The sequence below is a fragment of the Methylophilus sp. DMC16 genome (assembly GCF_056314045.1).
The window spans coordinates 20,407-43,267 of record NZ_JBQUZC010000002.1; the positions used below are offsets into that span (position 1 = coordinate 20,407).

Consider the following 22,861-nt stretch of genomic DNA (forward strand, 5'->3'; position numbering starts at 1 on the left):
GCATGATTGAGTCTTTAATTCGCAGCGCGCTCAAGCAGCGCCTGATTGTGTTGGTGCTTGCCATCGCCCTGATTGGCGCCGGTTTATTTGCCGTTAAAAAACTGTCTGTCGACGCATTTCCTGATGTGACCAACGTTCAGGTCATGATTGCGACACAGGCCACCGGAAAATCTCCGGAAGAAGTTGAGCGGTTTATCACCGTACCGCTGGAAATCGCCATGACCGGCCTGCCCGGCCTCACTGAAATGCGATCGGTGAACAAAAACGCCCTGTCGCTGATTACGCTGGTTTTCACTGACAGCACCGATGTGTATTTCGCCCGACAATTGGTGATGGAACGCCTGATGGAAGTCATGGAGCGTATGCCTCAAGGCGTGACGCCTATTCTTGGGCCGGTCTCCACTGGCTTGGGGGAGGTGTATCAATTCACGCTGGACAAACCCAGTGATGGCAAAAAAGAACTGACGCGTGAAGACCTGACCGAAAGACGCGCCATCCAGGATTGGGTCGTGCGCCCATTGCTGCGCGGTATCCCCGGCGTGGCCGAGATTAACTCTCAAGGCGGTTACGTTAAACAATATCAGGTCTTGGTCAATCCTGACCGCATGACGCATTTTTCGATCAAGCTCAAAGATGTGTATGAAGCGTTAGCGCGTAATAACGCCAACAGTGGCGGCGGCATTCTGCCCCACTATGCCGAGCAATACCTGATCCGCGGTGTGGGCCTGGTGCAAAACCTGGACGATATCCGCAATATGGTGCTCAAGGAAGAAAACGGCATCCCGGTCTATATCCGCGATGTCGCAGAAGTCACCATAGGCCATGAAGTGCGCGTCGGCGTGGTGCTGAAAAATGGTGATACCGAATCCGTGGGTGGCATTGTCATCATGATGCGTGGCGGCAACGCCAAGGAAGTGGTCAGCCGCATCAAGGCGCGAGTAGAAGAAATCAACAGCAAAGGCATGCTGCCGCATGGCTTGCAGATCGTGCCTTATTATGATCGTAGCGAACTGGTGGATGCGGCACTACACACTGTTACCAAAGTGCTGATTGAAGGCATTGTTCTGGTGATTGTGATTCTGTTCCTGTTCCTGGGCGACGTGCGTTCCAGCCTGATTGTGGTCGGCACGCTGGTGCTGACGCCACTAATTACCTTTATGGTGATGAACCATTACGGGATTTCTGCCAACCTGATGTCATTGGGCGGACTGGCGATTGCCATTGGCTTGATGGTCGATGGATCAGTCGTGGTGGTTGAAAATACGTTTCACCACCTGGGGCACCGTAAAGACGAAAGCCGGATTCGCGTGGCACTGGAAGCTGCCACGGAAGTGGCGACACCCGTCTTGTTTGGCGTAGGCATTATTATCCTGGTGTTCTTGCCATTGATGACACTGGAAGGCATGGAAGGCAAAATGTTCGCGCCTCTGGCCTACACCATTGCCATTGCCCTGTTTGTGTCGCTGATCTTGTCGCTGACCCTGACGCCAGCGCTGTGCTCCTATGTGTTAAAAGGCGGGAGCGGTGAAGATACCAAGCTGATACAGACGATCAAGCAACCCTATTTGTCCGCTCTGAACTGGGTACTCAATAACGAGAAAAAAACCATTACTTTCTCGGCGCTTTTATTTATTGGCACCATTGCGCTGTTCCCGTTTTTGGGGACTTCTTTTATCCCAGAAATGAAAGAAGGCTCGATTGTGCCGGGCATTAACCGTGTCCCTAATATTTCGCTCGAAGAATCCATGAAAATGGAAAACAAGGCGATGAAGCTGATCATGGAGCAAGTGCCGGGCGTCAAGTCTGCCATCTCCGGCCTCGGCCGTGGTGAAAGTCCGGCCGACGCGCAGGCACAAAACGAGTCCACCCCCATTATCAGCCTGAAACCGCGTGATGAATGGCCGGAAGGCTGGACACAGGATGATATTGCGGAAAAAATGCGTCAAGTGCTTGAGAAGTACATCCCGGGCGTGCAAATCATCATGGCGCAGCCTATTTCTGACCGCGTGGATGAGTTGCTGACTGGGGTGCGGGCCGATGTCGCCGTCAAGATCTTCGGTGAAGATCTGGATATGCTGAAACAAAAAGCGGACGAAATTGCCAAGATTGCCGGCACGGTCAAAGGCGCGACAGAAATCAAGGTAGAAAAAGTCTCCGGGCAACAATACCTGAATATTACGATTGACCGTCAGGCGATTGCCCGTCATGGCATCAACACTGCGGATGTGCATGACATCGTTGAAACAGCCATAGGCGGCAAAATCGCCACCGAGATTTTTGAGGGACAACGCAGATTTTCAGCCGCAGTACGCTATCCAGAATCTTTCCGTAATAATGAAGAAGCCATCCGCAACATTATGTTGACCTCCCCTAACGGCTCGCGCGTGGCGCTGGACGATGTGGCCGATATTGAAGTGAAAGATGGCCCGGCGCAGATCAGCCGCGAGCTGGCCAAACGCCGCATTGTCATCGGTGTTAACGTGAAAGACCGCGACTTGGGTGGTTTTGTAGCCGAGCTGCAACAAGTGCTGGATCAGCGCCTGCAATTGCCCGATGGTTACTATCTTGAATATGGTGGCCAGTTCCAGAACATGGAGCGGGCCATGGGTCACCTGATGATTATTATCCCAGTCACCATTGCGGCGATTTTCTTCTTGCTGTTCTTGCTGTTCCAGTCGATACGCTTTGCCACCATGATTATTCTGGTGCTGCCATTTGCTTCGATTGGCGGCGTGATTGCCTTGTTTGTCACCGGCGAATATTTATCAGTCCCGGCCTCTGTCGGCTTTATTGCCCTGTGGGGGATTGCAGTGCTCAATGCCGTGGTGCTGGTGTCTTATATCCGTACCTTGCGTGATGAAGGCCTGAGTCAACTGGAGGCGATTCGCAAGGGCTGCGCGCAGCGGTTCCGACCAGTCATGATGACAGCCACGGTAGCCATGCTCGGTCTGGTGCCGTTTCTGTTTGCCACCGGCCCAGGCTCAGAGGTACAGCGGCCATTGGCGATCGTGGTGATTGGTGGCTTGATCACTTCAACCTTGTTGACACTGATTGTGGTGCCAACCTTGTACCGTAAGTTTGAAGAAAGCAAAATAGAGGCATAATCCATGCCTAAACAAGCGACGTAAAAATATTCAGGGTGACTGTTTATGAAAGAAATCAAAGCGGTTGTACAACCAGCGAGATTACCTAAAATCCGCTCGGCCTTGCGCAACATCAAAGGCTTCCCCGGCATGTCCGTCCACAAGATGGAAGGCTGCGGTCCACACCTGCAAAAACCAAGTGCAGGGGTACGTGAGGAGCTCACCGATTACAGCCCTAAAGTCTATCTGTACATGGTGGTGCCGGATGACCTGGTAGAGGGTATCTTGCAAACCATTGTCGAGGTGGCCCATACCGGCAATATGGGAGATGGCATTGTCTGGGTGACGCCCGTGGAACGCATGATCAGGCTGTCAGAGCAAATCATGGTGCTAGAATAGCGATCATGTGGCACTAAGTTAGGCGGAGGCATACTGGCGTGCCTTACAAGTCTCGCCAGTCCAGTCCCTCAGCCTGATGGGCAATGCCTATCCAGTCACTGGCACAATGCAAGACCTCACTCAACGCCTGCCTGGCCAAGGCAGGCGTATTATTTTTCTCGCTTAAATGCGCAGCAACCAGATGCTTGAGGCGGCGGTTATCCAGCTGACTCAGCAGCTGGGCACTGGATTGATTGTCCAGATGCCCCAACCAGCCGCCTACCCGCTTTTTTAGCGAGTGTGCATAAGGCCCGGTGCGCAACATCTCCAGATCATGATTGCACTCAAGCAGCAAGCCATCACACGCCTGTAGCATGGCCACGATGTGCGGGGTCACACTGCCAACATCTGTAAGCACACCCAGCTTGTGCGCGCCATCCGTAAACACAAATTGTGCGGGTTCGCGGGCATCATGTGGCACAGGATAGGGATGGACCTCTATGTCTTGCAGGGCAAATGACGTATGGGCATCAATCAGCTTTACCGTCACCGCCTGGCTAGGCAAATAGCGCTCGCACATGCGGTAGGTGCCATGCGTGAGCCAGACTGGGATCTGGTAGCGTGCAGCCAGTTTAAACGCGCCTCGCGCATGATCGTCGTGCTCATGCGTCACTAGGATGCCTGTCAGTTGCTCAGGGGCCAACTGCAAGCGCGCCAGACGCTGCACGGTATCCTTGACACTAAAGCCGCAGTCAAGCAAAAGCCGGGTTTCCCCGGCTTCTACCAGCGTGGCATTGCCTGCGCTGCCACTGCCTAATGATGCAAATCGCACACGCGGACCCGATTATTTCAATTGATCATACAACAGCGAAATAATGCGGTTTGCCGTAGTGGAGGTATTGCGTTTGTTGTCAGGCGTCAGCACATACACATCAGTGGTGTCATCGGCATTTTCCAGCACCTGGATATGGTATTGCTTGCTCGACTTGTCACCATCGGACGTGCCTTTCCAGAATTTGCTTTTATCGCCGGATTTAACCTCGGCCGGTGCATTACTCTTCTCATCATCGTCACTGCTCCAGAATTTCAAGCGCTCCAGCAAGCCTTTTTTCTGCTTGATCGGGTCCTCAGCATCCGTATCCGCATAACGCACATAGAAAATACCTTCAGAGCGGTTTTTATCCTCGGTCACAAAACCAATACGGTCCAGCGCCAGGCCCACACGGCGCCATGCACGGTCAAACGGCTCATTAAGTTTGAGCGTCACGCTCTGGTCCGGCTCTTTTACCACATCGGCGCGCTTGTCCGAAACCGCCTGCGTCATGACCTGATCGGCTTTCTGCTCATCCAGACCAAGCTTGACCATCATCCGGCGCAACAACTCCGCATCCAGATCAGCATCAAACTCTTTCCCTGCATTATTTTTGTTATCCGCCGCATTCGGACGATAGCCGGTATCAATCACCCCTAACTGAGTGGTGACGTAGTTTTTGCCATCATCTGGCGCACCGGCAACGGTACGGTGCGTCATATAAATTTCAGTGGTACCCTCTTTTTCGCCGCGCTCCAAACGGGTACGGAACTTACGTCTGTCAGCAAAGCCGGAGAGCTTATCCAGCCAGGCATCAAACTTTTCGCCATACCCACGGTTGTCTTCTTTGGGCTTGATGGCATCCGACTGCAACCACTCTGTCTCGATCACCCCAAGCTCAGGATTCTCGACACGGACGGCAAAGCCTTGATCCAGCCAGAAATCACGCACCAGCGGCCAGATTTTTTCCGGTGGCGCATTCACCACCAGCCAGCGCTGGGAACCCGCTTTGACCATACGCACATTTTTCATGTCAGCCAGCACGGGCTGCGGACCATTCTGCTCTTGCGCTTCCTGGTTTTGGCTATAAGCCGAATAGCTGGTGGCGCCTGGCACATTGTAGGTACTGCTGGTGCGGACCGACGTCAGGTCAGGCGGCACTTCAAGTGGCTTGGAACGACTGGCCCCCTTGTAGTCCGAACTGTTGTTCATAAACGGGATAGAATCGCAGGCGGCCAACACAGTCACCAGACTGAACAGCACTGCGCGTTGTAACCATACATGACTCATGTGTTTCACTAGCCTTATCCTAAATTAGTCTTTGCACGCTCAAACAGCGGCGATTTCTGCCTGCTGCATGGCGTGACGCAATACTTCATGATACTGGCCCGACAAATTGACCAGCGGCAGACGGATCCCGGTACCGATCAAGCCCATTTGTTGCAATACCCATTTCACGGGGATGGGGTTGGCCTCAACAAACAGTTTCTGGTGCAGGGCAAACAGTTTGGCATTGGCCGCCTTGGCGGCAACCAGGTTGCCACTCAAGGCCTGCACGCACATTTCGTGCATCAGTTTCGGTGCCACATTCGCCGTCACGGAAATAACCCCTTTGCCACCCAGCAACATCAGCGCAAGTGCTGAGGCATCATCGCCACTGTAGACCGCAAAATCTGATGGCGCGCGCAGCAGCAAATCGGTGCCCCGCTCAATGCCTCCTGTCGCATCTTTGATGCCGACGATGTTGCGGAGCTGCGCCAGGCGCAACACCGTGTCATTGCTCAGGTCGCACCCGGTGCGGCCAGGCACATTGTATAAAATTTGCGGGATATCGACGGCTTCAGCCACTGCTTCAAAGTGCTGATACAAGCCCTCTTGTGAAGGTTTGTTGTAATAAGGCGCGACCAGCAGGCAGGCATCCGCACCCAAACTTTTGGCTTTAGCAGTTAAAGCAATGGCTTCAGCGGTAGAGTTAGCACCAGTACCGGCAATCACCGGCACCCGCTTGGCGACATAATCCACCGTGGTTTTAATCAGCAGGCAATGCTCGTCTACATCTACGGTGGGCGACTCACCGGTCGTCCCGACAATCACAATGCCGTCCGTACCGGCATCGACATGAAAGTCGATCAGCTTTTTGAGTGCGTCCAGATCCAAACGACCATCTTCAAACATCGGGGTCACAATTGCGACCAAACTGCCCGTCAACATACCTAACGCCATTCAATAATAAAGCCAATATTTTAACTGATTATACGCATGAACGCCAAAGAACCACTTGCAAGGCCTGTGTAACTCCATAATCCTGCCAGCAGCATAGATTTAAACAGTGGGGATACGGCATAAAGTCCTGAGTAACGCACCCTTTCAGTTATAATTAATCCATTCGGATTAACGCTCGTCCAAGCTCCATGCCGCCTTCCGCACAGCCCCCAGCAGACCTCACGCAGACAGGCGTAACCGCGCCAGAGAACCCTGCCAGACTAGAGCCATTGATCAGTCAAATTGACGCCCTGCTGCCACAAACCCAGTGCGGGCAATGTGGATATAACGGCTGCCGACCCTATGCTGGCGCCATTGCTCGCGGCGAGGCAAACATCAACCAGTGCCCGCCTGGCGGCGACGCTGGCATACATGCACTGGCCGCCTTGCTCAACCAACCCTACCAAGCGCTCAATCCCGCACATGGCGTGACCAAAGGCAAACTGGTGGCCGTGATTGATGAAGACGCCTGCATTGGCTGTACGCTGTGTATCAAGGCCTGCCCGGTTGATGCCATCGTCGGCGCCTCCAAGCAAATGCATACGGTGATCGCGCAGGAATGCACCGGCTGTGAATTATGCCTGCCGCCCTGCCCGGTCGATTGCATCAGCCTGCAAGCCGTGCCGGGGCGGCAGATGGCAATGTCTCCTGCAGAATCCGACCTGGCAAGACGCCGCCATCAACAGCGGCAAAAACGCTTGGCGCTTGAAAATCACGCAACAGCCCACACCTATGCCAAAGACCAGCCCCGGATGGAGACGAGACCGGCCAGCGACACCGCGCAGCCAACCCCGACCGCTACCGAGGCGCTCAAACAGGCGGCAATTGCAGCCGCGCTGGCGCGTATTAAAGCCAGGCAGGCAGGCTAAGCCACCCCAATAGATTGAAATCTTGTGATGAATGCTCAAAAAAGACAGGCCATTTTTGAAAGACTGGCGCAGGCCATTCCCAACCCCACCACAGAACTCGAGCATAGTTCTACCTTCGAGTTGCTCATTGCGGTGATTTTGTCTGCACAAGCGACAGACAAAGGCGTGAACATCGCCACGCGCAAGCTGTTCAAGGTCGCCAATACGCCGGCAGCAATCTTGGCACTTGGGGTCGAAGGCCTGGAAAGTTATATCAAAACCATAGGCTTGTATCACGCCAAAGCCCAAAACGTGCTCAAATGTTGCGAGCAATTGCTGACCTTGCATGAGGGTGAAGTTCCAGATACCCGAGAAGCGCTCGAAGCCCTGGCCGGTGTTGGCCGAAAAACCGCTAATGTGATCCTGAATACCGCCTTTGGCCAACCCACCATTGCGGTCGATACCCATTTATTCCGCGTCGGCAACCGCACCAAACTGGCCCAGGGTAAGAATGTACTCGAGGTCGAACAGCGTTTTTTGAGCACGACACCTAAAGCCTTTTTAAAAGATGCGCATCATTTGCTGATTCTGCATGGCCGCTATACCTGCACAGCCCGCAACCCTAAATGTGGTGAATGTTGCATCGCCGATTTATGTGAATTTCACGACAAACAGATACAGCCGGTTGCCCCACCGGCAGGAGTTTAGCCATGGCCTTGTTTAATCCCAGCCGCGATGAAGTGAGGCAGTTTTTCTTTGATGCCTGGGCAAAATTCAAACAGCAACAAGCCTTGACCGAGCTGGAGAAAATGGCCGTGGGCATCATGCATATGCATCCCGAATACCACGACATCCTGGACCAGCCAGCGCATTACCTGCAACAGGCTTACTACCCTGAAATGGGAGAAACCAATCCGTTTTTGCATATGAGTTTGCACCTGTCCATCCAGGAACAAATCAGCATCAACCAGCCGATCGGCATTACGCAAGCCTACGGCAAACTGTGTACACGCTTTCAGGAAGAGCACGCCGCCCAACATGCCTTGCTCGAATGCCTGGCAGAAACCATCTGGCTGGCGCAGCGCAATCAAACCGGTCTCGATGCCGCGCATTATTTGCAATTGATCGAACAACGCGCAGACATGCCCCCCAGTCAATAAGGCCTGGCATGTGCGTATGCTGGAAGATAAGTTGAATCACTTATTAAAGCACAAGGCGATTTATGCGAGCATGACAAGATCACCGACTCCCCTCTCTAGCTTGCTATGAAACTACTTTCAGTCAATGCGGCCTTGCCGCAAACCGTTCACATCAACGGCAAACCCGTCCTCACTGGCATTTATAAAACACCCCTGACAGGCCAGGTTGCCTTGCAAGCGCTGGGCCTGGAGGGCGATGGTCAGGCCGATTTGACCGTGCATGGCGGCGAACACCAGGCCTTGTATGCCTACCCGGTTGAGCATTATGCGCATTGGCAAAACCGCTGGCAAAAAAGTACACTCGCGTATGGCACTTTTGGCGAAAACCTCACCGTACAAGGATTGCTCGAAAGTGACGTCTGTATCGGCGATATCCTGCAAATCGGCGATGTGGTGCAGGTACAAGTGACCATGCCGCGCATTCCGTGCTTTAAATTCGGCCACAAAGTGGGCAAGCCCGACATGCTCGATGAGTTCTTGCGTAGCGGCTACAGCGGTTTTTACTTGCGTGTGCTGCAAGTCGGCCTCATTCAAGCCGGTGACGACATCCAGATTTTGCAGCGTGACGCGCACGGCATCAGCATACGCACCGCATTGGGACTGCAAAAACTCGGGGAAGGGGACCAGACGCTGCTGCAAAAAGCATTGCAGGTGAGCTCACTGGCGCCATTGCTACGCAAAGTCTATTCTGAACGACTGTCGCAACTGGGATAGTTTGTGTCACACCCATGGGAGCTTACGTCACTCTCCTGCAAACGCTATTCCACCGCCCTTGAATCTATGATTCAATAGCCGCCATGAAACCAAATCCGCATGACTGGCTCAATGAACATGGCGACTATCTTTACCGTTTTGCCCTCGCCCGCTTGCGCGACAGTCATCAAGCTGAAGACGTCGTGCAGGAAACCTTGCTTGCAGCCATCAAGAATCCAAACTTTGCCGAACACTCCAGCCCACGCACCTGGCTGACCGGCATCCTCAAGCATAAAATCATAGACTGTCTGCGCAAACAACTGCGTGAAGTGCCCGCCTCGGAACTCATGAGCGAAGAAGATGCCAATATGGATGAGTTTTTTGATGAAACCGGGCACTGGGCAGAAAAACCGCAGGCGTGGGATAAGCCACAGCAAGCCTTGCAACAAAGCCAGTTCCTGACCATCTTGCAACAATGCATGGAGCGGCTGCCACAAAAACTGGCGGCGATTTTCACCATGCGCGAAGTCGATGACATGGAGAATGAAGAAATTTGTAAGGTACTCGAGATCAGTGCGACCAATGCTTGGGTCATGCTATACCGCGCCCGCATGGGTCTGCGAAAATGTCTTGAGATGAACTGGTAACCATAGGTAGCACAGAAAATAAATGTTGAGTTGCAAACAAACCAGCCTGCTGGTCTCGCAATCACTGGACCGTCCACTCAACTGGCGTGAGCGGTGGGCGGTGAGAGTGCATTTGCTCATTTGCGTCTATTGCAGGCGCTTTAAACAGCAACTGCTGTGGATTCGCCGTCACCTCGCCAGTTGGCAGCAACAGGCGGCGGACGATCAGTCACTGACGCTCTCTGCACCAGCCAAGGAACGAATCACACAACAACTGGACAAGTTTTACTGATGTCCGCTTTTCAATCTGAGCAAGAAGGAAAAAATCATGAAAAAGCAAAATGTGGCATTAATGACAGGTGCAGTGGCCTTGTCAATTGCAGCGGTCAGCGCGCATGCCGCCAGCAATCCGTTTGAAATCAAAGCGCTCGCGCAAGGATACCAGGTGGCAGAAGCCACAGACAGCAAAGCCAAGGAAGGCAAATGTGCGAGCGGCCAATGTGGGGCACACAAGAAAAAGATGAAAGAAGGCAGCTGCTCTGCCGAGAAAATGAAAGAGGGTTCTTGCCACCACCATAAAAGCAAAGAGGGCAGCTGTTCAGCAGAAAAAATGAAGGAGGGTGGCTGCTCTGCCGAGAAAATGAAAGAAGGTGCCTGTCACGCCAGCAAATCCTGAGGGACCCTAGCGCCATGGCGTTACGCTCAGAGATTCAGGGTGCGGGCTTGGGGCTCAAGCGTGAGCTGATTCCCCAACTGATGCGTCAACATGGGGAGCCACAGCTCAGCGCGCTGCAGTTTTTGGAGATTGCCCCGGAAAACTGGTTACAGGCTGGCGGCAAATACGCGGCTGAGCTGGACTGGTTTGTTCAACGCTATCCCATGGTGTGTCACGGCTTGTGTTTATCGTTGGGCGGTCCAGACCCGCTCAACATCGCTTTTCTCAAACAGCTTAAGCAGTTTCTGAAAGACTTCGAGATTCCACTCTATACCGAGCACCTGAGTTATTGCAGCGACCTGAGCAATGGTTATATTTATGATTTACTGCCTATCCCCTTCACGCATGAAGCGGTGAAATATGTGGCGCAACGCATCCGGCAAACGCAGGATATTCTGGAGCAGCGCATCGCCGTTGAAAATACCTCGTTTTACGTGGCGGCACCAATGTCAGACATGGATGAAATCAGCTTTATCAATGCCGTATTGACCGAGGCGAATTGCGACCTGCATCTGGATATCAACAATCTGTATGTCAACAGCGTCAACTTTCAGTTTGATCCTTATGACTTTTTGGACCAGATCCCAGCCGAGCGTGTGGTGTACGGGCACTTGGCCGGCCATTGGCAAGCGCAACCTGACTTACTGGTAGACACCCATGGCGAAGCGGTCATTGAACCGGTGTGGCAATTACTCACCCATGCCTATCGCAACTTGAAGATCTTCCCAACGCTGCTGGAGCGAGATAGCAATATTCCGGCACTCAACGAAGTCATGCTTGAAGTGAAGCGGATTGCGCAATCACAGCAATCGCAATTGCTGACTGAGGCAAGCATGCTGCCTGAGGTGGCCTGATGCCTGCCTTTCAGGATTACCAGGCCGATTTTACCGCCCATTTGCGTCAGCCAGCGCAACATGCCCCTCCGCGTGGGGTAGACCGCAAACGCATGCGCATTTACACGGAGATCGTCTTTAACCAGTTTTTGACTAGCCTGCAAGCCTGTTTTCCTGTGCTCAGGTCCATCCTGGGCAAGCGCATTTTTCAACAGCTGGCGCGGCAGTGCTTCTCCGGGCAAACATTTGCCAATCCCTTGTTTCAGGATATTCCCGCCAGATTTGTCGATTTTTTAAGCACCCATCAAGCCACTGACCTGCCCCCATACACGACTGAATTGGCCCATTATGAATGGATAGAACTGGCGCTCAGCCGCGAGCTGGAAGAAGCACCATTGCCAGCGGCCGCGCAAACAGCGTTGGTACCTGGACTCACCCATCGCGTTAGCCTGACCGCCGTGCATCGCCTGCTGCATTATGCTTTTCCGGTGCATCAACTGTCGCGCAAGCAACGACATCTCCCTGCCGCTGACACTTACCTGCTCGTGTATCGTACGCCAGATTTTCAGATACGCTTTATCCAACTCAACGTGATCACCTACCAATTGTTACAACAGATACATCTGCATCCAGCCACTGCAGAACAACATTTGCTAGAATTGTCCCAACATCTGCCAGATCTGCCGCGCGAGACTTTGCTTCAATTTGGAATAGAGACCTTGCAGACCCTGGCCGCGGCGCAAGCGATCGACGTTACCCCAGCGCAGGACTAATACGCACCGGGCTCATTAATCCACGTAAACAATTACCCTTAAAGTATAAATATCATTAATATTTATCGCGAAAAGGACTTTTTTGTCTAAAATAAACCCAGTTCGGGATTTTTTCCCGACATTCGCCACCTCATAACAGGTGGACATTCAGGGAAGCTGATACAATAAAAAAATAAATATTTACATTAAATTAACCATGCAAAATACTCTTGCCAAAGAAGCTTTAAAACAATTTCGAATTATTTTTGGAACCGTGAGGCAACACTTCAGGGAGATTGAAGTGTCATGTGGCATTTCAGGCTCGCAATTGTGGTTATTACACGAAATCGCCACGCACCCAGAATTAGGTGTTTCTCGTCTGGCTGAAAATCTGGCCATCCATCAATCCACCTGTAGCTTGCTGGTCGAAAAACTGGTCAAAAAACAATTGGTGCAAAAACAGCGTCAAAGCGAAGACCAACGCAAAGTCGGCCTGATTGTGACTGATGCTGGGCACGCGGTGCTCGCCAAGGCACCGAAACCAGTAGATGGCATTCTGCCGCAAGTCTTGCACACACTGGATATCGAAGCTTTAAAAGAGTTAAATGCCTCGTTGAACATGGTCATTACCAAGTTGGACGCACAATCCAAAGCGCTCGCAGATCAGCCACTGGGTGATATGTAAAATAATCACTTTATTTGAGATTGAGAATGACTGTTTGCGTCACAAATCATTCACCAGGCTTCAGCTAAATCAGCCCTCAATCAGCTCAAAACAACGCACACAAATAAAAAAGTCGGCAACTGCCGACTTTTTTATTTGTGTCTTGAATCCTGCAAAAGTGAGTTATTCGCCAAATACTGCCGCCTCACGTGCCGCTGCCGTTTTGATGACTTCGGCTTTGGCCGCATTATCCAGATCCCACCATTGGCGGATTTCCTCTAGCGTTCTAAAGCAGCCCTGGCAAAAACCACTCACTTCGTCCATGCTGCACACCCCGACACATGGTGAGGCAATTTCCTGTTCTGACATGCTGATTTCCTTTCAAACTTACCCTAGCTCAAAGCACCGTGGCAATTTTTATATTTTTTACCAGAGCCACATGGGCAAGGGTCATTACGCCCGACACGTACGCCTTCAGGCACATTCAAAGATTCTGCGGCGCTTGCATCTGTAGTCGCTAATGCAGAGTCGTAATCCGTGTGTTGATACTGCACATTTGCAACCTCGGCGGCACGCATGGCTTCTTCTGCGCGGCGCTCTTCGGCTTCAAGCTCTTCGCGGGAACGAATCTGCACCTGCATGGTGATCTTGGTAACTTCACTTTTCACCGTATTCAACAGCGACTCAAACAGCTCAAACGCTTCACGCTTGTATTCCTGTTTGGGGTTCTTTTGCGCATAAGAACGCAAATGAATGCCTTGGCGCAGATGATCCAGTGCCGCCAAATGCTCGCGCCAGTGGTTATCCAGGCTTTGCAACATGACTGATCGCTCGAAATTACGCATGTTGTCATTGCCTGCGAGTGCCTCCTTGGCACCATACAGTTCGTTGGCAGCATTGAGGATACGCTCACGCAAGGTTTCCTCATGCAGGTCAGGGTTGGTTTCCAGCCATTCCGCCACTGGCAAGGTCAAGCCAAGCTCAGCCTGCAAAGCCTGCTCGAGCGCTGGGACTTCCCATTGCTCTTCCACGCTGCCTGGAGGAACGTAAGTATTAAACAAGCTGTTGATGACGTCTTCGCGCATGGCATGAATCGTTTGACCGACATCAATAGACTCTAGCAACTCATTGCGCTGTTCGTATATCACCTTGCGCTGGTCATTGGAGACATCATCGTATTCCAGCAATTGCTTGCGGATGTCAAAGTTACGACCTTCAACCTTGCGTTGCGCGTTTTCAATGGCGCGCGTCACCATGGCATGTTCAATCGCTTCACCTTCCGGCATGTTGAGGCGGGTCATAATCGCCGCCACGCGCTCACCGGAGAAAATACGCAACAATGGATCTTCAAGCGACAGATAGAAGCGGCTGGAGCCTGGATCGCCCTGACGGCCTGCTCGTCCACGCAGCTGGTTATCTACACGGCGAGATTCGTGACGCTCGGTACCGATGATATGCAAACCACCCGCTGCCAGCACGGCATCATGGCGCTGCTGCCACTCGGCTTTGAGCTGGGCAGTTTTGCCGGCTTTTTCTGCCTCAGACAGTTTTTCATCCTGCTGGATAGCATGAATTTCATTTTCGGAATTACCGCCGAGCACAATATCGGTACCGCGGCCAGCCATGTTAGTGGCAATGGTAATCACGCCTGGACGACCGGCCTCTGCCACGATGCTTGCTTCGCGCTCATGCTGTTTGGCATTCAATACCTGATGTTCAAGCTTGGCCTGAGTCAGGAGCTTGGAAATCAGTTCGGAGTTTTCAATCGAAGTGGTCCCGACCAGCACAGGCTGACCTTTGGCCTGACACTGTTTGATATCCTCAATGACGGCTTTGTATTTTTCCATCGCCGTGCGGTAGACCTTATCCATCGCGTCCAGGCGCTGTACCGGTCTGTGGGTTGGAATCACCACGGTTTCCAAGCCATAAATCTGGTTAAACTCATAGGCCTCGGTATCAGCCGTCCCGGTCATGCCGCTCAGCTTTTGATACATGCGGAAATAGTTCTGGAACGTGATCGAAGCCAGGGTCTGGTTTTCTTTCTGGATGGTCACGCCTTCTTTGGCTTCGACTGCCTGATGCAGGCCATCAGACCAGCGGCGGCCCGGCATCATGCGGCCAGAAAACTCATCGACGATGACGATCTCGCCGTTACGCACGACATAATGCTGATCCCGATGATAGAGATTTTGTGCACGCAAAGAGGCATACAAATGATGCACCAGCGTAATATTCGCCGGTTCATACAGGCTTGAACCCGCCGTCAGCAAGCCGGTTTGTTCCAGCAATTGCTCGGCATGCTCATGCCCGGCTTCACTCATGGTCACACTCTGGGCTTTTTCATCTACCCAGAAGTCGCCTTCACCCTCTTCGGCTTGCTGACGCACCAATTGCTTGGCCACTTCATTGATGGCACCATACAAATCCACGCTGTGTTCCGCCTGGCCGGAAATAATCAATGGCGTACGCGCTTCATCAATCAGGATAGAGTCCACCTCATCCACCAGCGCATAATGCAAAGGACGCTGTACGCGCTCCTCTTTGCTGAACACCATGTTGTCGCGCAGGTAATCAAAGCCGAACTCGTTATTGGTCCCGTAGGTAATGTCTGCCGCATAGGCCAGCTGCTTGGCATCATGCGTCATTTGAGACAGGTTAATACCTACGCTCAGACCCAGGAAGTTATACAGCTTGCCCATCCATTCGGCGTCACGCTTGGCCAGATAGTCGTTGACCGTCACCACATGTACGCCTTTACCGGTCAAGGCATTCAAATAAGTCGGCAAAGTCGCCACCAGGGTTTTACCTTCACCGGTACGCATTTCGGCAATTTTGCCTGCGTTGAGCACCATGCCACCGATCAGCTGTACGTCGAAGTGACGCATCCCCAACACGCGCTTGCCGCCCTCACGCACAACCGCAAAAGCTTCTGGCAACAGCTTTTCCAGGCTCTCGCCGCCAGCATAACGCTGCTTGAACTCCTCAGTTTTGGCCCGCAACTGCTCATCCGAGAGTGCGGCGATTTCTGACTCTAATGCATTGATTTGTTTGACGATTTGCTGGTACTGCTTGACGAGCCGATCATTGCGGCTACCAAATACTTTTTTAAACAACGAGGCTAACATGAGTCACACCGATTTCCGCTGACGCGGTGTTAATTGAAATAAACAGAGATTGTATAAGATATAGAGGGCGATTGTCTCAATTATTGTATTGCCTGACTGGGTCAGGAATGATTTTTGAGATACTCACGCGGGTCCAGCGGGTTGCCATTGAGACGAATTTCATAATGCAAATGCGGCCCGGTTGAGCGTCCGGTACTGCCAATTAAGGCAATCTTTTGACCTTTGGTAACACGGTCTCCCGGGTTCACCAATAGCTTTGAATTGTGGGCATAACGTGTCTCTAGACCCGCGCCATGGTCAATCTTGAGCAAATTGCCATAGTCTGCGGTTTGTACCGCGGTGGTCACAATACCGTCTGCAGCTGCATAAACCGGCGTCCCCACCGAGGCTGGGAAATCCAGGCCTTCGTGGAAAGCGCGATGGCCACTCATGGGATCAATCCGCCAGCCATAACTGGACGAACTATACGCGGCTTCCACCGGACTACTATTAGGCAGCATTTCGCGCAATACGCTCTTTTGCAACAACTTGGCCTCAAGCTTGCCCTGATACTCATCACGCAAATCGAGGTCTGCAGACATGTGCTCGATGGTTGCTTTCAGGTCTTCCTCACTCAGCGGAGAATCTTTTACCAGCGGCCCCCCGCGGCCCATCATGTCGTTGACCGGCGTTCTTTCATTAATCGGCTCTGCAGTCGATTTGACGCCTGCCAATTTGGACAAGCGCTGATTTTGCGCATCCAGCCGCAAAATACGCGCCTGCAATTCGCCAATTTGCTTGGCATAAGCATCGAGGTGATTTTGGGTAGACAACATGGCACCACGCAAGTGAGGCGGCAGCATAGCTTTAACGCCTTGTGATTTAATGACCTGCTGCGGTGTGATAAACAACAGCGTCAATACGATAGGCACCAAAATCAGCGCCAGCACCAAGCCGACACTTTCAAACACGCCCAATGTTTTGGGCTTGGCCATTTTTTCTGAAACAATAATGATATTAATCATGCTACGAACTCTCGCGATGCACCCGCCGCATGCCGACTAAACATGCATGACAGCGATGTGGTGTACAATATTCAAGCATTCTGTGGACAACCGGCCATGTTCAAAATCAACCAGATTTTCAAACATCATCAAGCGCTCAAACCGCTACTACAAGAAGCGGATGACCGTCAGCAATTACAACAATGCTGGTCTGCAGTTGCCCCGGAATTTTCCAGGCTTTCGCATGTGCTAGCCCTACAAGAGGGGGCGCTAACGATTGCAGTGCAATCAGGCGCTGTGGCCAGCAGAATCAGGCTAATGGAAGCCCAATTACTGCGAAAAATCCAGGAATTTAGTCAAAACTCCCGGAAAATCAAGGCTTTAAACCTTAACGCAATTAAGGTCAAAGTGCAAGTAAAATCTCGCCCGCCTAGCAAAACCAAACGCATCAAATCCCCGTCCAAGCACGCCTTAACGGCACTCGAACGTTGCGCCAAACAAATCGACAATCCTGCGCTGGAAGCGGCCCTGCTTGAGTTTGTCGATCACCAGCGTCAAGACTGAGCCAACCTCACCTGTTAGCCGGGAACCCGGCCATCTCTGCAATCAGAGTACGTATGCTCCGCTATTACACGCTATTGTGGGTGCACACTAATAGTGCAATAATGCCCCAACCTGTTACATTCCATTAACAAATCTGGCAACAGGGTGGTGAGCAGTCATTATCTTCAACGCAGTTTCATCAGGAACAGGAGAAGTCATGTCAGTTGCACTAATGTTAGCGCTTGGTGCCGCCGTTCTGGCGGTAGTGTATGGCGTCGTAATGAGTCAATGGATTTCAGGGTTGCCCGCGGGGAACGCCCGCATGCAAGAAATTGCCGGCGCCATTCAACAAGGGGCGGCTGCCTATCTCTCCCGACAATACAAAACGATTGCCCTGGTTGGGATCGTTTTGACGATCTTGATCGGTATTTTTCTAAACCCGCAAACTGCCATCGGTTTTGTGATTGGCGCGGTTCTCTCCGGTGCCTGCGGATTTATAGGCATGAACGTCTCGGTGAAAGCAAACGTACGGACCGCCCAAGCCGCGACGCATGGCATAGGGGCGGCTCTGGATGTCGCATTTAAAGGCGGCGCAATCACTGGCATGCTCGTCGTTGGCCTGGGGCTGTTAGGGGTGGCAGGGTTTTATATCTACCTGGGTGCTGAGCAGGCGACTGATCTGAACCCACTGATTGGCCTGGCTTTTGGTTCCTCGTTGATCTCTATCTTTGCGCGCTTGGGCGGTGGCATTTTCACCAAGGGCGCCGATGTCGGGGCCGACCTGGTAGGTAAGGTAGAAGCGGGTATTCCTGAAGATGACCCCCGCAACCCGGCTGTGATTGCGGACAATGTCGGCGACAATGTGGGTGACTGCGCAGGCATGGCGGCTGACCTGTTTGAAACTTATGCGGTGACCCTGATTGCCACCATGGTACTGGGGGGACTGATGGCAACAGAAGCAGGTGCCAATGGCATCATTTACCCCTTGTTGCTAGGGGCGGTTTCCATCGTCGCCTCAATTATTGGCTGTTTTTTTGTCAAAGCCTCGCCCGGTATGAAGAATGTGATGCCCGCGCTATATAAAGGCCTGGCGGTCGCTGGCGTCCTGTCGCTAATTGCGTTTTACTTTGTCACGCAATATGTATTTCCGCAAGGCTATACCCATGGTGAAGTCACGGTGTCCAGCCTGGCCCTGTTTGGCGCCTGTGCGGTAGGGCTGGGACTGACCGCGGCACTGGTATGGATTACCGAATACTACACTGGGACCGATTACGCGCCGGTCAAACACGTGGCGCAAGCCTCTACCACCGGCCATGCCACCAATATTATTGCCGGGATAGGCGTCTCGATGAAGTCCACCGCCCTGCCTGTACTCTCGGTGTGTCTTGCGATTTATGTCGCTTTTCACCTGGCAGGACTGTATGGGGTAGCCATTGCCGCCATGGCCATGCTCAGTATGGCAGGCATTGTCGTGGCTTTGGATGCTTACGGCCCGATCACCGATAACGCAGGCGGGATTGCCGAAATGGCTGAATTACCTAGCAGTGTCCGCGATGTAACTGACCCGCTGGATGCTGTAGGCAACACCACCAAAGCGGTCACCAAAGGCTATGCTATTGGCTCCGCAGGCCTGGCAGCGTTAGTCCTGTTTGCAGACTACACACACAAGCTTGAAAGCGCCGGCATCACTGCCAGCTTTGATTTGAGCGACCCCAAAGTCATCATAGGCTTGTTTATCGGCGGCTTGATTCCATATCTGTTTGCCGCCATGGCCATGGAAGCGGTAGGTCGTGCCGCAGGCAGTGTGGTTGAAGAAGTCCGCCGCCAGTTTCGCGAAATCAAAGGGATTATGGAGGGCACAGCCAAGCCTGAATACGGCAAAGCCGTGGATATGCTGACCAGCGCAGCCATCAAGGAAATGATGTTGCCCTCTCTGCTGCCGGTGGCCGCACCGATTGTGGTCGGACTGGTTCTGGGGCCGGTCGCACTGGGCGGTTTGTTGATGGGCACCATCGTGACCGGCTTATTTGTCGCCATCTCGATGTGTACTGGTGGTGGCGCCTGGGATAACGCCAAGAAATACATTGAGGATGGCCATTATGGCGGCAAAGGATCTGATGCGCACAAGGCGGCCGTGACAGGCGATACCGTTGGTGACCCTTACAAGGATACGGCGGGCCCAGCTGTGAACCCACTGATCAAGATCATCAATATTGTGGCGCTGCTGATCGTACCCTTATTACATTGACCTTGGATTTTAAGCGTTCATAAAACAAAAAGCCGGGCGAACGACCCGGCTTTGTTGTACGCGTTGCAACAAATTAAAACGCTGGTTTCACTTCGGCCTTGTTGTAACGGGCAACCCCATCCACGATTTCCTTGTGGGCATCTTCAATCCCCACCCAGCCTTCAATTTTCACCCACTTACCCTTGTCCAGATCTTTGTAGTGTTCAAAGAAGTGCGCAATCATATCCAGGCGCCAAGGCGATACATCGGTCAATGTTTTTTGATAAGCATAGAGGCCGCAGACTTTCTCAACCGGCACCGCCAGCACTTTGGCATCACCACCCGCTTCGTCCGTCATTTTCAGCATGCCCAATGCACGGCAACGCACGACCACACCTGGCAACAAAGGCACTGGCGTAATCACCAGCACATCCACCGGGTCTCCATCATCGCCCAGGGTATGTGGAATGTAACCATAGTTACATGGATACTGCATGGAGGTGCCCATAAAGCGATCGACGAACAGTGCGCCGCTTTCTTTATCTACTTCATATTTCACTGGATCACCATTGGCTGGGATTTCGATAATGACGTTAAAGTCGTGGGGCAAATCTTTGCCGCTAGGCACCAAATTCAAAGACATGTTTTTAAACCTATCCCTATAAAAAAATCGCCATTATAGGCGATTAATATGAACATTTGCTGGCAAACAACACTATTTTTGATCCTGCTCAGCCGCGACCGCATCGCGGCATGCCTGCCTGATCGTCACAGGAATCAGCTTGAGCGCGAGATACAGCAACAGCGGAATAATCACCAATTCATCAAGCTGGCCAATCAGCGGAATAAAGTCGGGAATCAGATCAAATGGCAACACCAGATACGCCAAGGCTAGCCATAATAACGCTTTGGCTAACCAGGGCGTTTGCGGATGCGCGAGCAATGCGCGATAAAACAAGACCTCTTGTTTAAAGCGTTGGCCCAGCGTCACCAGTTGTGCACGAAACCCCATCGCCCTTGACCGATTCAGCAGTCAATCCACCTGCAACGTGCGACCGGTGAGTTTGGCAAATGCCTCCATGTACTTGTCCGAGGTGCGTTGAGCCACGTCAGCTGGTAGTTCCGGGCCGGGCGGCGTCTTGTCCCAACCGCAACTTTCCAGCCAGTCACGCACATACTGTTTATCGTAGCTGGGCGGGTTGCTGCCCACCTGATACTGGTCTGCAGGCCAGAAGCGTGAAGAATCAGGCGTCAATACCTCGTCCATCACATGCAATACCCCTTGCGCATCCACACCAAATTCAAACTTAGTGTCGGCAATGATGATGCCTTTGGTACGCGCATACTCGGCCGCACGCGTATATAGCGCAATTGCCGCCTGCTCGACCTGGGCGGTGAGCGCTTTACCAATCAGGGCTTCCACCCGGGCAATGCTGATATTTTCATCATGCTCGCCTACCGCCGCCTTGCTCGAAGGGGTAAACAAAGGTTGTGGCAACTGCTGCGCCAGTTGCAGGCCTGCTGGCAGGGGAATATCACATACCGTGCCCTTGGCCTGATACTCTTTCCAGCCGCTGCCTACCAAATACCCGCGCACAATCGCTTCCAATGGCAAGGCTTTGAGTTTTTTGACCACCACGGCACGGCCTTTGACCTGAGCCACTTCATCCGGCGCGACTACAGATTCCGGCGCGATCCCGGTCAAGTGGTTAGGCACCACATTCTGCAATTGCTCAAACCAGAAGTTAGCCATTTGCGTCAGCATCGCGCCCTTGTGTTGAATCCCCGTGGGCAAAATCACATCAAAAGCACTCAAGCGATCTGTACTGACCAGCAGCATGGTCTGCGCGTCGATATCGTAGATATCACGCACCTTCCCCTGGTGCAGTTTTTTCAGACTCTTGATAGAAGTTTCGAGCAATGGCGCTGACATAATCGTGATCACAAAAGTAAAAACCGCATTATAAATGCGCCACGCCCTTGCAGGCGAATAAATTGTCCGGTAAAGACTCAGCCCGCAAATGGAGGCCGTCTCGCTAAGCAGCCACCTCTTCAATCTCGACCGGATCAGGCAAATTGGTCATGCACAGCTTGGCATAGCCCACATAGCGCGTCAGACGCAGCAAATTGCAGGTATAACCATACTCATTGTCGTACCAGGCTACCAGCTTCACAAAAGAGGGGTCCAGCATAATGCCAGCCGATGCATCAAACACGCTGGCAGCTGGGTAGCCTCTGAAATCACTGGAAACCACGGCCTCATCGGTATACCCCAGCACCCCCTTCAAATCTCGCTCTGCGGCGTACTTCATCACGGCGCAGATGTCTTCGTAAGTGATTTTTTGCTGCAACTCGACCGTCAGGTCAACCACCGACACATCTGCCGACGGAATACGCATGGCCATGCCGGTTAACTTTTTGTTGAGGGCCGGAATCACTTTACCGACGGCCTTGGCCGCCCCGGTACTTGAAGGAATAATGTTATCAAAGACGCCGCGACCTCCCCGCCAATCTTTGTTCGACGTCCCATCCACCGTTTTTTGAGTCGCCGTGGCCGCATGAATAGTGGTCATCAATCCACGTTTGATGCCAAAATGGTCATGCAACACCTTGGCCATGGGCGCCAGGCCATTGGTGGTGCAAGAGGCGGCAGAAACAATTTCTTCACCGCGATAATGGTAATGATTGACGCCATAGACATACATAGGCGTGTCGTCCTTCCCTGGCGCTGATTGGACGACAATGCGCGCGCCCCCATTGATGTGTGCAGCACAGGTTTCCTTGGTCAGAAAGACACCAGTACACTCCACCACCACATCCACGTTTGCACTGGCCCAGTCAATCTGCGCCGGATCACGATGTGCCGTCAACCGGATGGGCTTGCCATTCACCACCAGCGATTCGCCCTCTAACTGTGCATCGTATGCGAGACGACCGTGCACCGAATCGTACTTGAGCATATACAACATCTGCTCGGGCGCCTCGATGCCGTTGATCGCCACCACCTCCACATCTTTGAACTCTGCCTGATTTAATGCGGCTCTGAGCACCATACGCCCAATTCTGCCAAACCCGTTTATGCCGATCCGAACAGTCATTTTTTGGACTCCTTTTGTCGT

At 52.6% G+C, this 22,861-nt stretch carries 24 protein-coding genes; 14 read left to right on the forward strand and 10 right to left on the reverse strand.

All coding sequences use genetic code 11. The features are described 5' to 3' along the window. Positions 1–2: 2 nt before the first annotated feature. Positions 3–3,104, forward strand: a complete 3,102-nt coding sequence (locus ACT53D_RS08180; RefSeq protein WP_313985728.1) for an efflux RND transporter permease subunit — start codon at positions 3–5, stop codon at positions 3,102–3,104. 45 nt (positions 3,105–3,149) lie between these two features. After that, positions 3,150–3,482: a P-II family nitrogen regulator gene (locus ACT53D_RS08185; protein ID WP_476155637.1), complete on the forward strand. Its 333-nt coding sequence runs from the start codon at positions 3,150–3,152 to the stop codon at positions 3,480–3,482. 43 nt (positions 3,483–3,525) lie between these two features. Here the strand turns inward: ACT53D_RS08185 and ACT53D_RS08190 are convergent, their stop codons facing one another. From ACT53D_RS08190 to dapA, 3 genes are read right to left on the reverse strand one after another with little or no spacing between them, the layout of a single operon-like run. After that, on the reverse strand, positions 3,526–4,293 hold the full coding sequence (locus ACT53D_RS08190; RefSeq protein WP_476144360.1) for an MBL fold metallo-hydrolase: 768 nt from the start codon (positions 4,291–4,293) through the stop codon (positions 3,526–3,528). A gap of 12 nt (positions 4,294–4,305) precedes the next feature. Then, positions 4,306–5,562: an outer membrane protein assembly factor BamC gene (bamC, locus tag ACT53D_RS08195; protein ID WP_194748625.1), complete on the reverse strand. Its 1,257-nt coding sequence runs from the start codon at positions 5,560–5,562 to the stop codon at positions 4,306–4,308. Positions 5,563–5,601: 39 nt separating this feature from the next. Next, a complete protein-coding gene (gene dapA, locus ACT53D_RS08200; protein WP_476155639.1) occupies positions 5,602–6,483 on the reverse strand; it encodes a 4-hydroxy-tetrahydrodipicolinate synthase in 882 nt (293 codons plus the stop codon). Positions 6,484–6,683: 200 nt separating this feature from the next. Between dapA and rsxB the strand changes: the two genes are divergently transcribed. From rsxB to ACT53D_RS08250, 10 genes are all read left to right on the forward strand, one after another. Further along, on the forward strand, positions 6,684–7,403 hold the full coding sequence (rsxB, locus tag ACT53D_RS08205; RefSeq protein WP_476144364.1) for an electron transport complex subunit RsxB: 720 nt from the start codon (positions 6,684–6,686) through the stop codon (positions 7,401–7,403). Between the two features lie 27 nt (positions 7,404–7,430). Then, positions 7,431–8,090, forward strand: coding sequence for an endonuclease III (nth, locus tag ACT53D_RS08210; protein ID WP_476155641.1), 660 nt, complete (start codon positions 7,431–7,433; stop codon positions 8,088–8,090). 2 nt (positions 8,091–8,092) lie between these two features. Further along, positions 8,093–8,542: a DUF1841 family protein gene (locus ACT53D_RS08215; RefSeq protein WP_275356285.1), complete on the forward strand. Its 450-nt coding sequence runs from the start codon at positions 8,093–8,095 to the stop codon at positions 8,540–8,542. Between the two features lie 105 nt (positions 8,543–8,647). Then, positions 8,648–9,295 carry an MOSC domain-containing protein gene (locus tag ACT53D_RS08220; RefSeq protein ID WP_476155643.1) on the forward strand — a complete coding sequence of 216 codons (648 nt, stop codon included), beginning with the start codon at positions 8,648–8,650 and terminating at the stop codon, positions 9,293–9,295. 83 nt (positions 9,296–9,378) lie between these two features. Then, positions 9,379–9,921: a sigma-70 family RNA polymerase sigma factor gene (locus ACT53D_RS08225; RefSeq protein ID WP_476155645.1), complete on the forward strand. Its 543-nt coding sequence runs from the start codon at positions 9,379–9,381 to the stop codon at positions 9,919–9,921. A gap of 22 nt (positions 9,922–9,943) precedes the next feature. Continuing rightward, on the forward strand, positions 9,944–10,192 hold the full coding sequence (locus ACT53D_RS08230) for a zf-HC2 domain-containing protein (protein WP_476144371.1): 249 nt from the start codon (positions 9,944–9,946) through the stop codon (positions 10,190–10,192). A 36-nt stretch (positions 10,193–10,228) separates the two neighbouring features. Next, positions 10,229–10,576 carry a hypothetical protein gene (locus tag ACT53D_RS08235; RefSeq protein ID WP_379074790.1) on the forward strand — a complete coding sequence of 116 codons (348 nt, stop codon included), beginning with the start codon at positions 10,229–10,231 and terminating at the stop codon, positions 10,574–10,576. A 14-nt stretch (positions 10,577–10,590) separates the two neighbouring features. After that, complete coding sequence (locus tag ACT53D_RS08240) at positions 10,591–11,469, forward strand: HvfB family MNIO-type RiPP peptide maturase (protein ID WP_476155647.1); 879 nt, start codon at positions 10,591–10,593, stop codon at positions 11,467–11,469. After that, the gene (locus tag ACT53D_RS08245) at positions 11,469–12,221 is read left to right on the forward strand and encodes an HvfC family RiPP maturation protein (protein WP_476155649.1); all 753 of its coding nucleotides are present in this window, start codon (positions 11,469–11,471) and stop codon (positions 12,219–12,221) included. The genes ACT53D_RS08240 and ACT53D_RS08245 overlap by 1 nt, the downstream gene beginning before the upstream one ends. A 196-nt stretch (positions 12,222–12,417) precedes the next feature. Further along, positions 12,418–12,885: a MarR family winged helix-turn-helix transcriptional regulator gene (locus ACT53D_RS08250; RefSeq protein WP_275356290.1), complete on the forward strand. Its 468-nt coding sequence runs from the start codon at positions 12,418–12,420 to the stop codon at positions 12,883–12,885. A gap of 162 nt (positions 12,886–13,047) precedes the next feature. Here the strand turns inward: ACT53D_RS08250 and ACT53D_RS08255 are convergent, their stop codons facing one another. The 3 genes from ACT53D_RS08255 to ACT53D_RS08265 form a co-directional block, all read right to left on the reverse strand. Further along, a complete protein-coding gene (locus ACT53D_RS08255; RefSeq protein ID WP_194748637.1) occupies positions 13,048–13,233 on the reverse strand; it encodes a DUF1289 domain-containing protein in 186 nt (61 codons plus the stop codon). Positions 13,234–13,256: 23 nt separating this feature from the next. Continuing rightward, positions 13,257–15,989, reverse strand: coding sequence for a preprotein translocase subunit SecA (gene secA / locus ACT53D_RS08260; RefSeq protein ID WP_476155651.1), 2,733 nt, complete (start codon positions 15,987–15,989; stop codon positions 13,257–13,259). Positions 15,990–16,090: 101 nt separating this feature from the next. Further along, the gene (locus tag ACT53D_RS08265; RefSeq protein WP_476155653.1) at positions 16,091–16,993 is read right to left on the reverse strand and encodes a M23 family metallopeptidase; all 903 of its coding nucleotides are present in this window, start codon (positions 16,991–16,993) and stop codon (positions 16,091–16,093) included. Between the two features lie 42 nt (positions 16,994–17,035). On the opposite strand from ACT53D_RS08265, the gene ACT53D_RS08270 reads away from it, so the two are divergent. Both ACT53D_RS08270 and ACT53D_RS08275 read left to right on the forward strand, forming a co-directional pair. Beyond that, positions 17,036–17,536, forward strand: coding sequence for a DciA family protein (locus ACT53D_RS08270; RefSeq protein ID WP_228518830.1), 501 nt, complete (start codon positions 17,036–17,038; stop codon positions 17,534–17,536). Positions 17,537–17,732: 196 nt separating this feature from the next. Then, positions 17,733–19,763, forward strand: coding sequence for a sodium-translocating pyrophosphatase (locus ACT53D_RS08275; protein ID WP_476155655.1), 2,031 nt, complete (start codon positions 17,733–17,735; stop codon positions 19,761–19,763). A gap of 73 nt (positions 19,764–19,836) precedes the next feature. Here ACT53D_RS08275 and ppa read toward each other — a convergent pair whose 3' ends face one another. The 4 genes from ppa to gap all read right to left on the reverse strand — a co-directional run bounded on the left by ppa (position 19,837) and on the right by gap (position 22,840). Continuing rightward, positions 19,837–20,385, reverse strand: a complete 549-nt coding sequence (ppa, locus tag ACT53D_RS08280; RefSeq protein WP_194748641.1) for an inorganic diphosphatase — start codon at positions 20,383–20,385, stop codon at positions 19,837–19,839. 72 nt (positions 20,386–20,457) lie between these two features. Continuing rightward, complete coding sequence (locus tag ACT53D_RS08285) at positions 20,458–20,754, reverse strand: YkvA family protein (RefSeq protein WP_194748642.1); 297 nt, start codon at positions 20,752–20,754, stop codon at positions 20,458–20,460. A 21-nt stretch (positions 20,755–20,775) separates the two neighbouring features. Continuing rightward, the gene (locus tag ACT53D_RS08290; RefSeq protein ID WP_476155657.1) at positions 20,776–21,675 is read right to left on the reverse strand and encodes a phosphoribosylaminoimidazolesuccinocarboxamide synthase; all 900 of its coding nucleotides are present in this window, start codon (positions 21,673–21,675) and stop codon (positions 20,776–20,778) included. A gap of 103 nt (positions 21,676–21,778) precedes the next feature. Then, positions 21,779–22,840 (reverse strand): type I glyceraldehyde-3-phosphate dehydrogenase, encoded by a 1,062-nt coding sequence (gene gap, locus ACT53D_RS08295; protein WP_476155659.1) that lies wholly within the window; start codon positions 22,838–22,840, stop codon positions 21,779–21,781. Positions 22,841–22,861: the final 21 nt, after the last annotated feature.

What these genes read in the sequence shown, in the direction of transcription:
- ACT53D_RS08180 (WP_313985728.1), top strand. Translation starts at nt 3, where the DNA reads ATGATTGAGTCTTTAATTCGCAGCGCGCTCAAGCAGCGCCTGATTGTG.
- ACT53D_RS08185 (WP_476155637.1), top strand. Translation starts at nt 3,150, where the DNA reads ATGAAAGAAATCAAAGCGGTTGTACAACCAGCGAGATTACCTAAAATC.
- bamC (WP_194748625.1), bottom strand. Translation starts at nt 5,562, where the DNA reads ATGAGTCATGTATGGTTACAACGCGCAGTGCTGTTCAGTCTGGTGACT.
- dapA (WP_476155639.1), bottom strand. Translation starts at nt 6,483, where the DNA reads ATGTTGACGGGCAGTTTGGTCGCAATTGTGACCCCGATGTTTGAAGAT.
- rsxB (WP_476144364.1), top strand. Translation starts at nt 6,684, where the DNA reads ATGCCGCCTTCCGCACAGCCCCCAGCAGACCTCACGCAGACAGGCGTA.
- nth (WP_476155641.1), top strand. Translation starts at nt 7,431, where the DNA reads ATGAATGCTCAAAAAAGACAGGCCATTTTTGAAAGACTGGCGCAGGCC.
- ACT53D_RS08215 (WP_275356285.1), top strand. Translation starts at nt 8,093, where the DNA reads ATGGCCTTGTTTAATCCCAGCCGCGATGAAGTGAGGCAGTTTTTCTTT.
- ACT53D_RS08220 (WP_476155643.1), top strand. Translation starts at nt 8,648, where the DNA reads ATGAAACTACTTTCAGTCAATGCGGCCTTGCCGCAAACCGTTCACATC.
- ACT53D_RS08225 (WP_476155645.1), top strand. Translation starts at nt 9,379, where the DNA reads ATGAAACCAAATCCGCATGACTGGCTCAATGAACATGGCGACTATCTT.
- ACT53D_RS08230 (WP_476144371.1), top strand. Translation starts at nt 9,944, where the DNA reads ATGTTGAGTTGCAAACAAACCAGCCTGCTGGTCTCGCAATCACTGGAC.
- ACT53D_RS08235 (WP_379074790.1), top strand. Translation starts at nt 10,229, where the DNA reads ATGAAAAAGCAAAATGTGGCATTAATGACAGGTGCAGTGGCCTTGTCA.
- ACT53D_RS08240 (WP_476155647.1), top strand. Translation starts at nt 10,591, where the DNA reads ATGGCGTTACGCTCAGAGATTCAGGGTGCGGGCTTGGGGCTCAAGCGT.
- ACT53D_RS08245 (WP_476155649.1), top strand. Translation starts at nt 11,469, where the DNA reads ATGCCTGCCTTTCAGGATTACCAGGCCGATTTTACCGCCCATTTGCGT.
- ACT53D_RS08250 (WP_275356290.1), top strand. Translation starts at nt 12,418, where the DNA reads ATGCAAAATACTCTTGCCAAAGAAGCTTTAAAACAATTTCGAATTATT.
- ACT53D_RS08255 (WP_194748637.1), bottom strand. Translation starts at nt 13,233, where the DNA reads ATGTCAGAACAGGAAATTGCCTCACCATGTGTCGGGGTGTGCAGCATG.
- secA (WP_476155651.1), bottom strand. Translation starts at nt 15,989, where the DNA reads ATGTTAGCCTCGTTGTTTAAAAAAGTATTTGGTAGCCGCAATGATCGG.
- ACT53D_RS08265 (WP_476155653.1), bottom strand. Translation starts at nt 16,993, where the DNA reads ATGATTAATATCATTATTGTTTCAGAAAAAATGGCCAAGCCCAAAACA.
- ACT53D_RS08270 (WP_228518830.1), top strand. Translation starts at nt 17,036, where the DNA reads ATGCATGACAGCGATGTGGTGTACAATATTCAAGCATTCTGTGGACAA.
- ACT53D_RS08275 (WP_476155655.1), top strand. Translation starts at nt 17,733, where the DNA reads ATGTCAGTTGCACTAATGTTAGCGCTTGGTGCCGCCGTTCTGGCGGTA.
- ppa (WP_194748641.1), bottom strand. Translation starts at nt 20,385, where the DNA reads ATGTCTTTGAATTTGGTGCCTAGCGGCAAAGATTTGCCCCACGACTTT.
- ACT53D_RS08285 (WP_194748642.1), bottom strand. Translation starts at nt 20,754, where the DNA reads ATGGGGTTTCGTGCACAACTGGTGACGCTGGGCCAACGCTTTAAACAA.
- ACT53D_RS08290 (WP_476155657.1), bottom strand. Translation starts at nt 21,675, where the DNA reads ATGTCAGCGCCATTGCTCGAAACTTCTATCAAGAGTCTGAAAAAACTG.
- gap (WP_476155659.1), bottom strand. Translation starts at nt 22,840, where the DNA reads ATGACTGTTCGGATCGGCATAAACGGGTTTGGCAGAATTGGGCGTATG.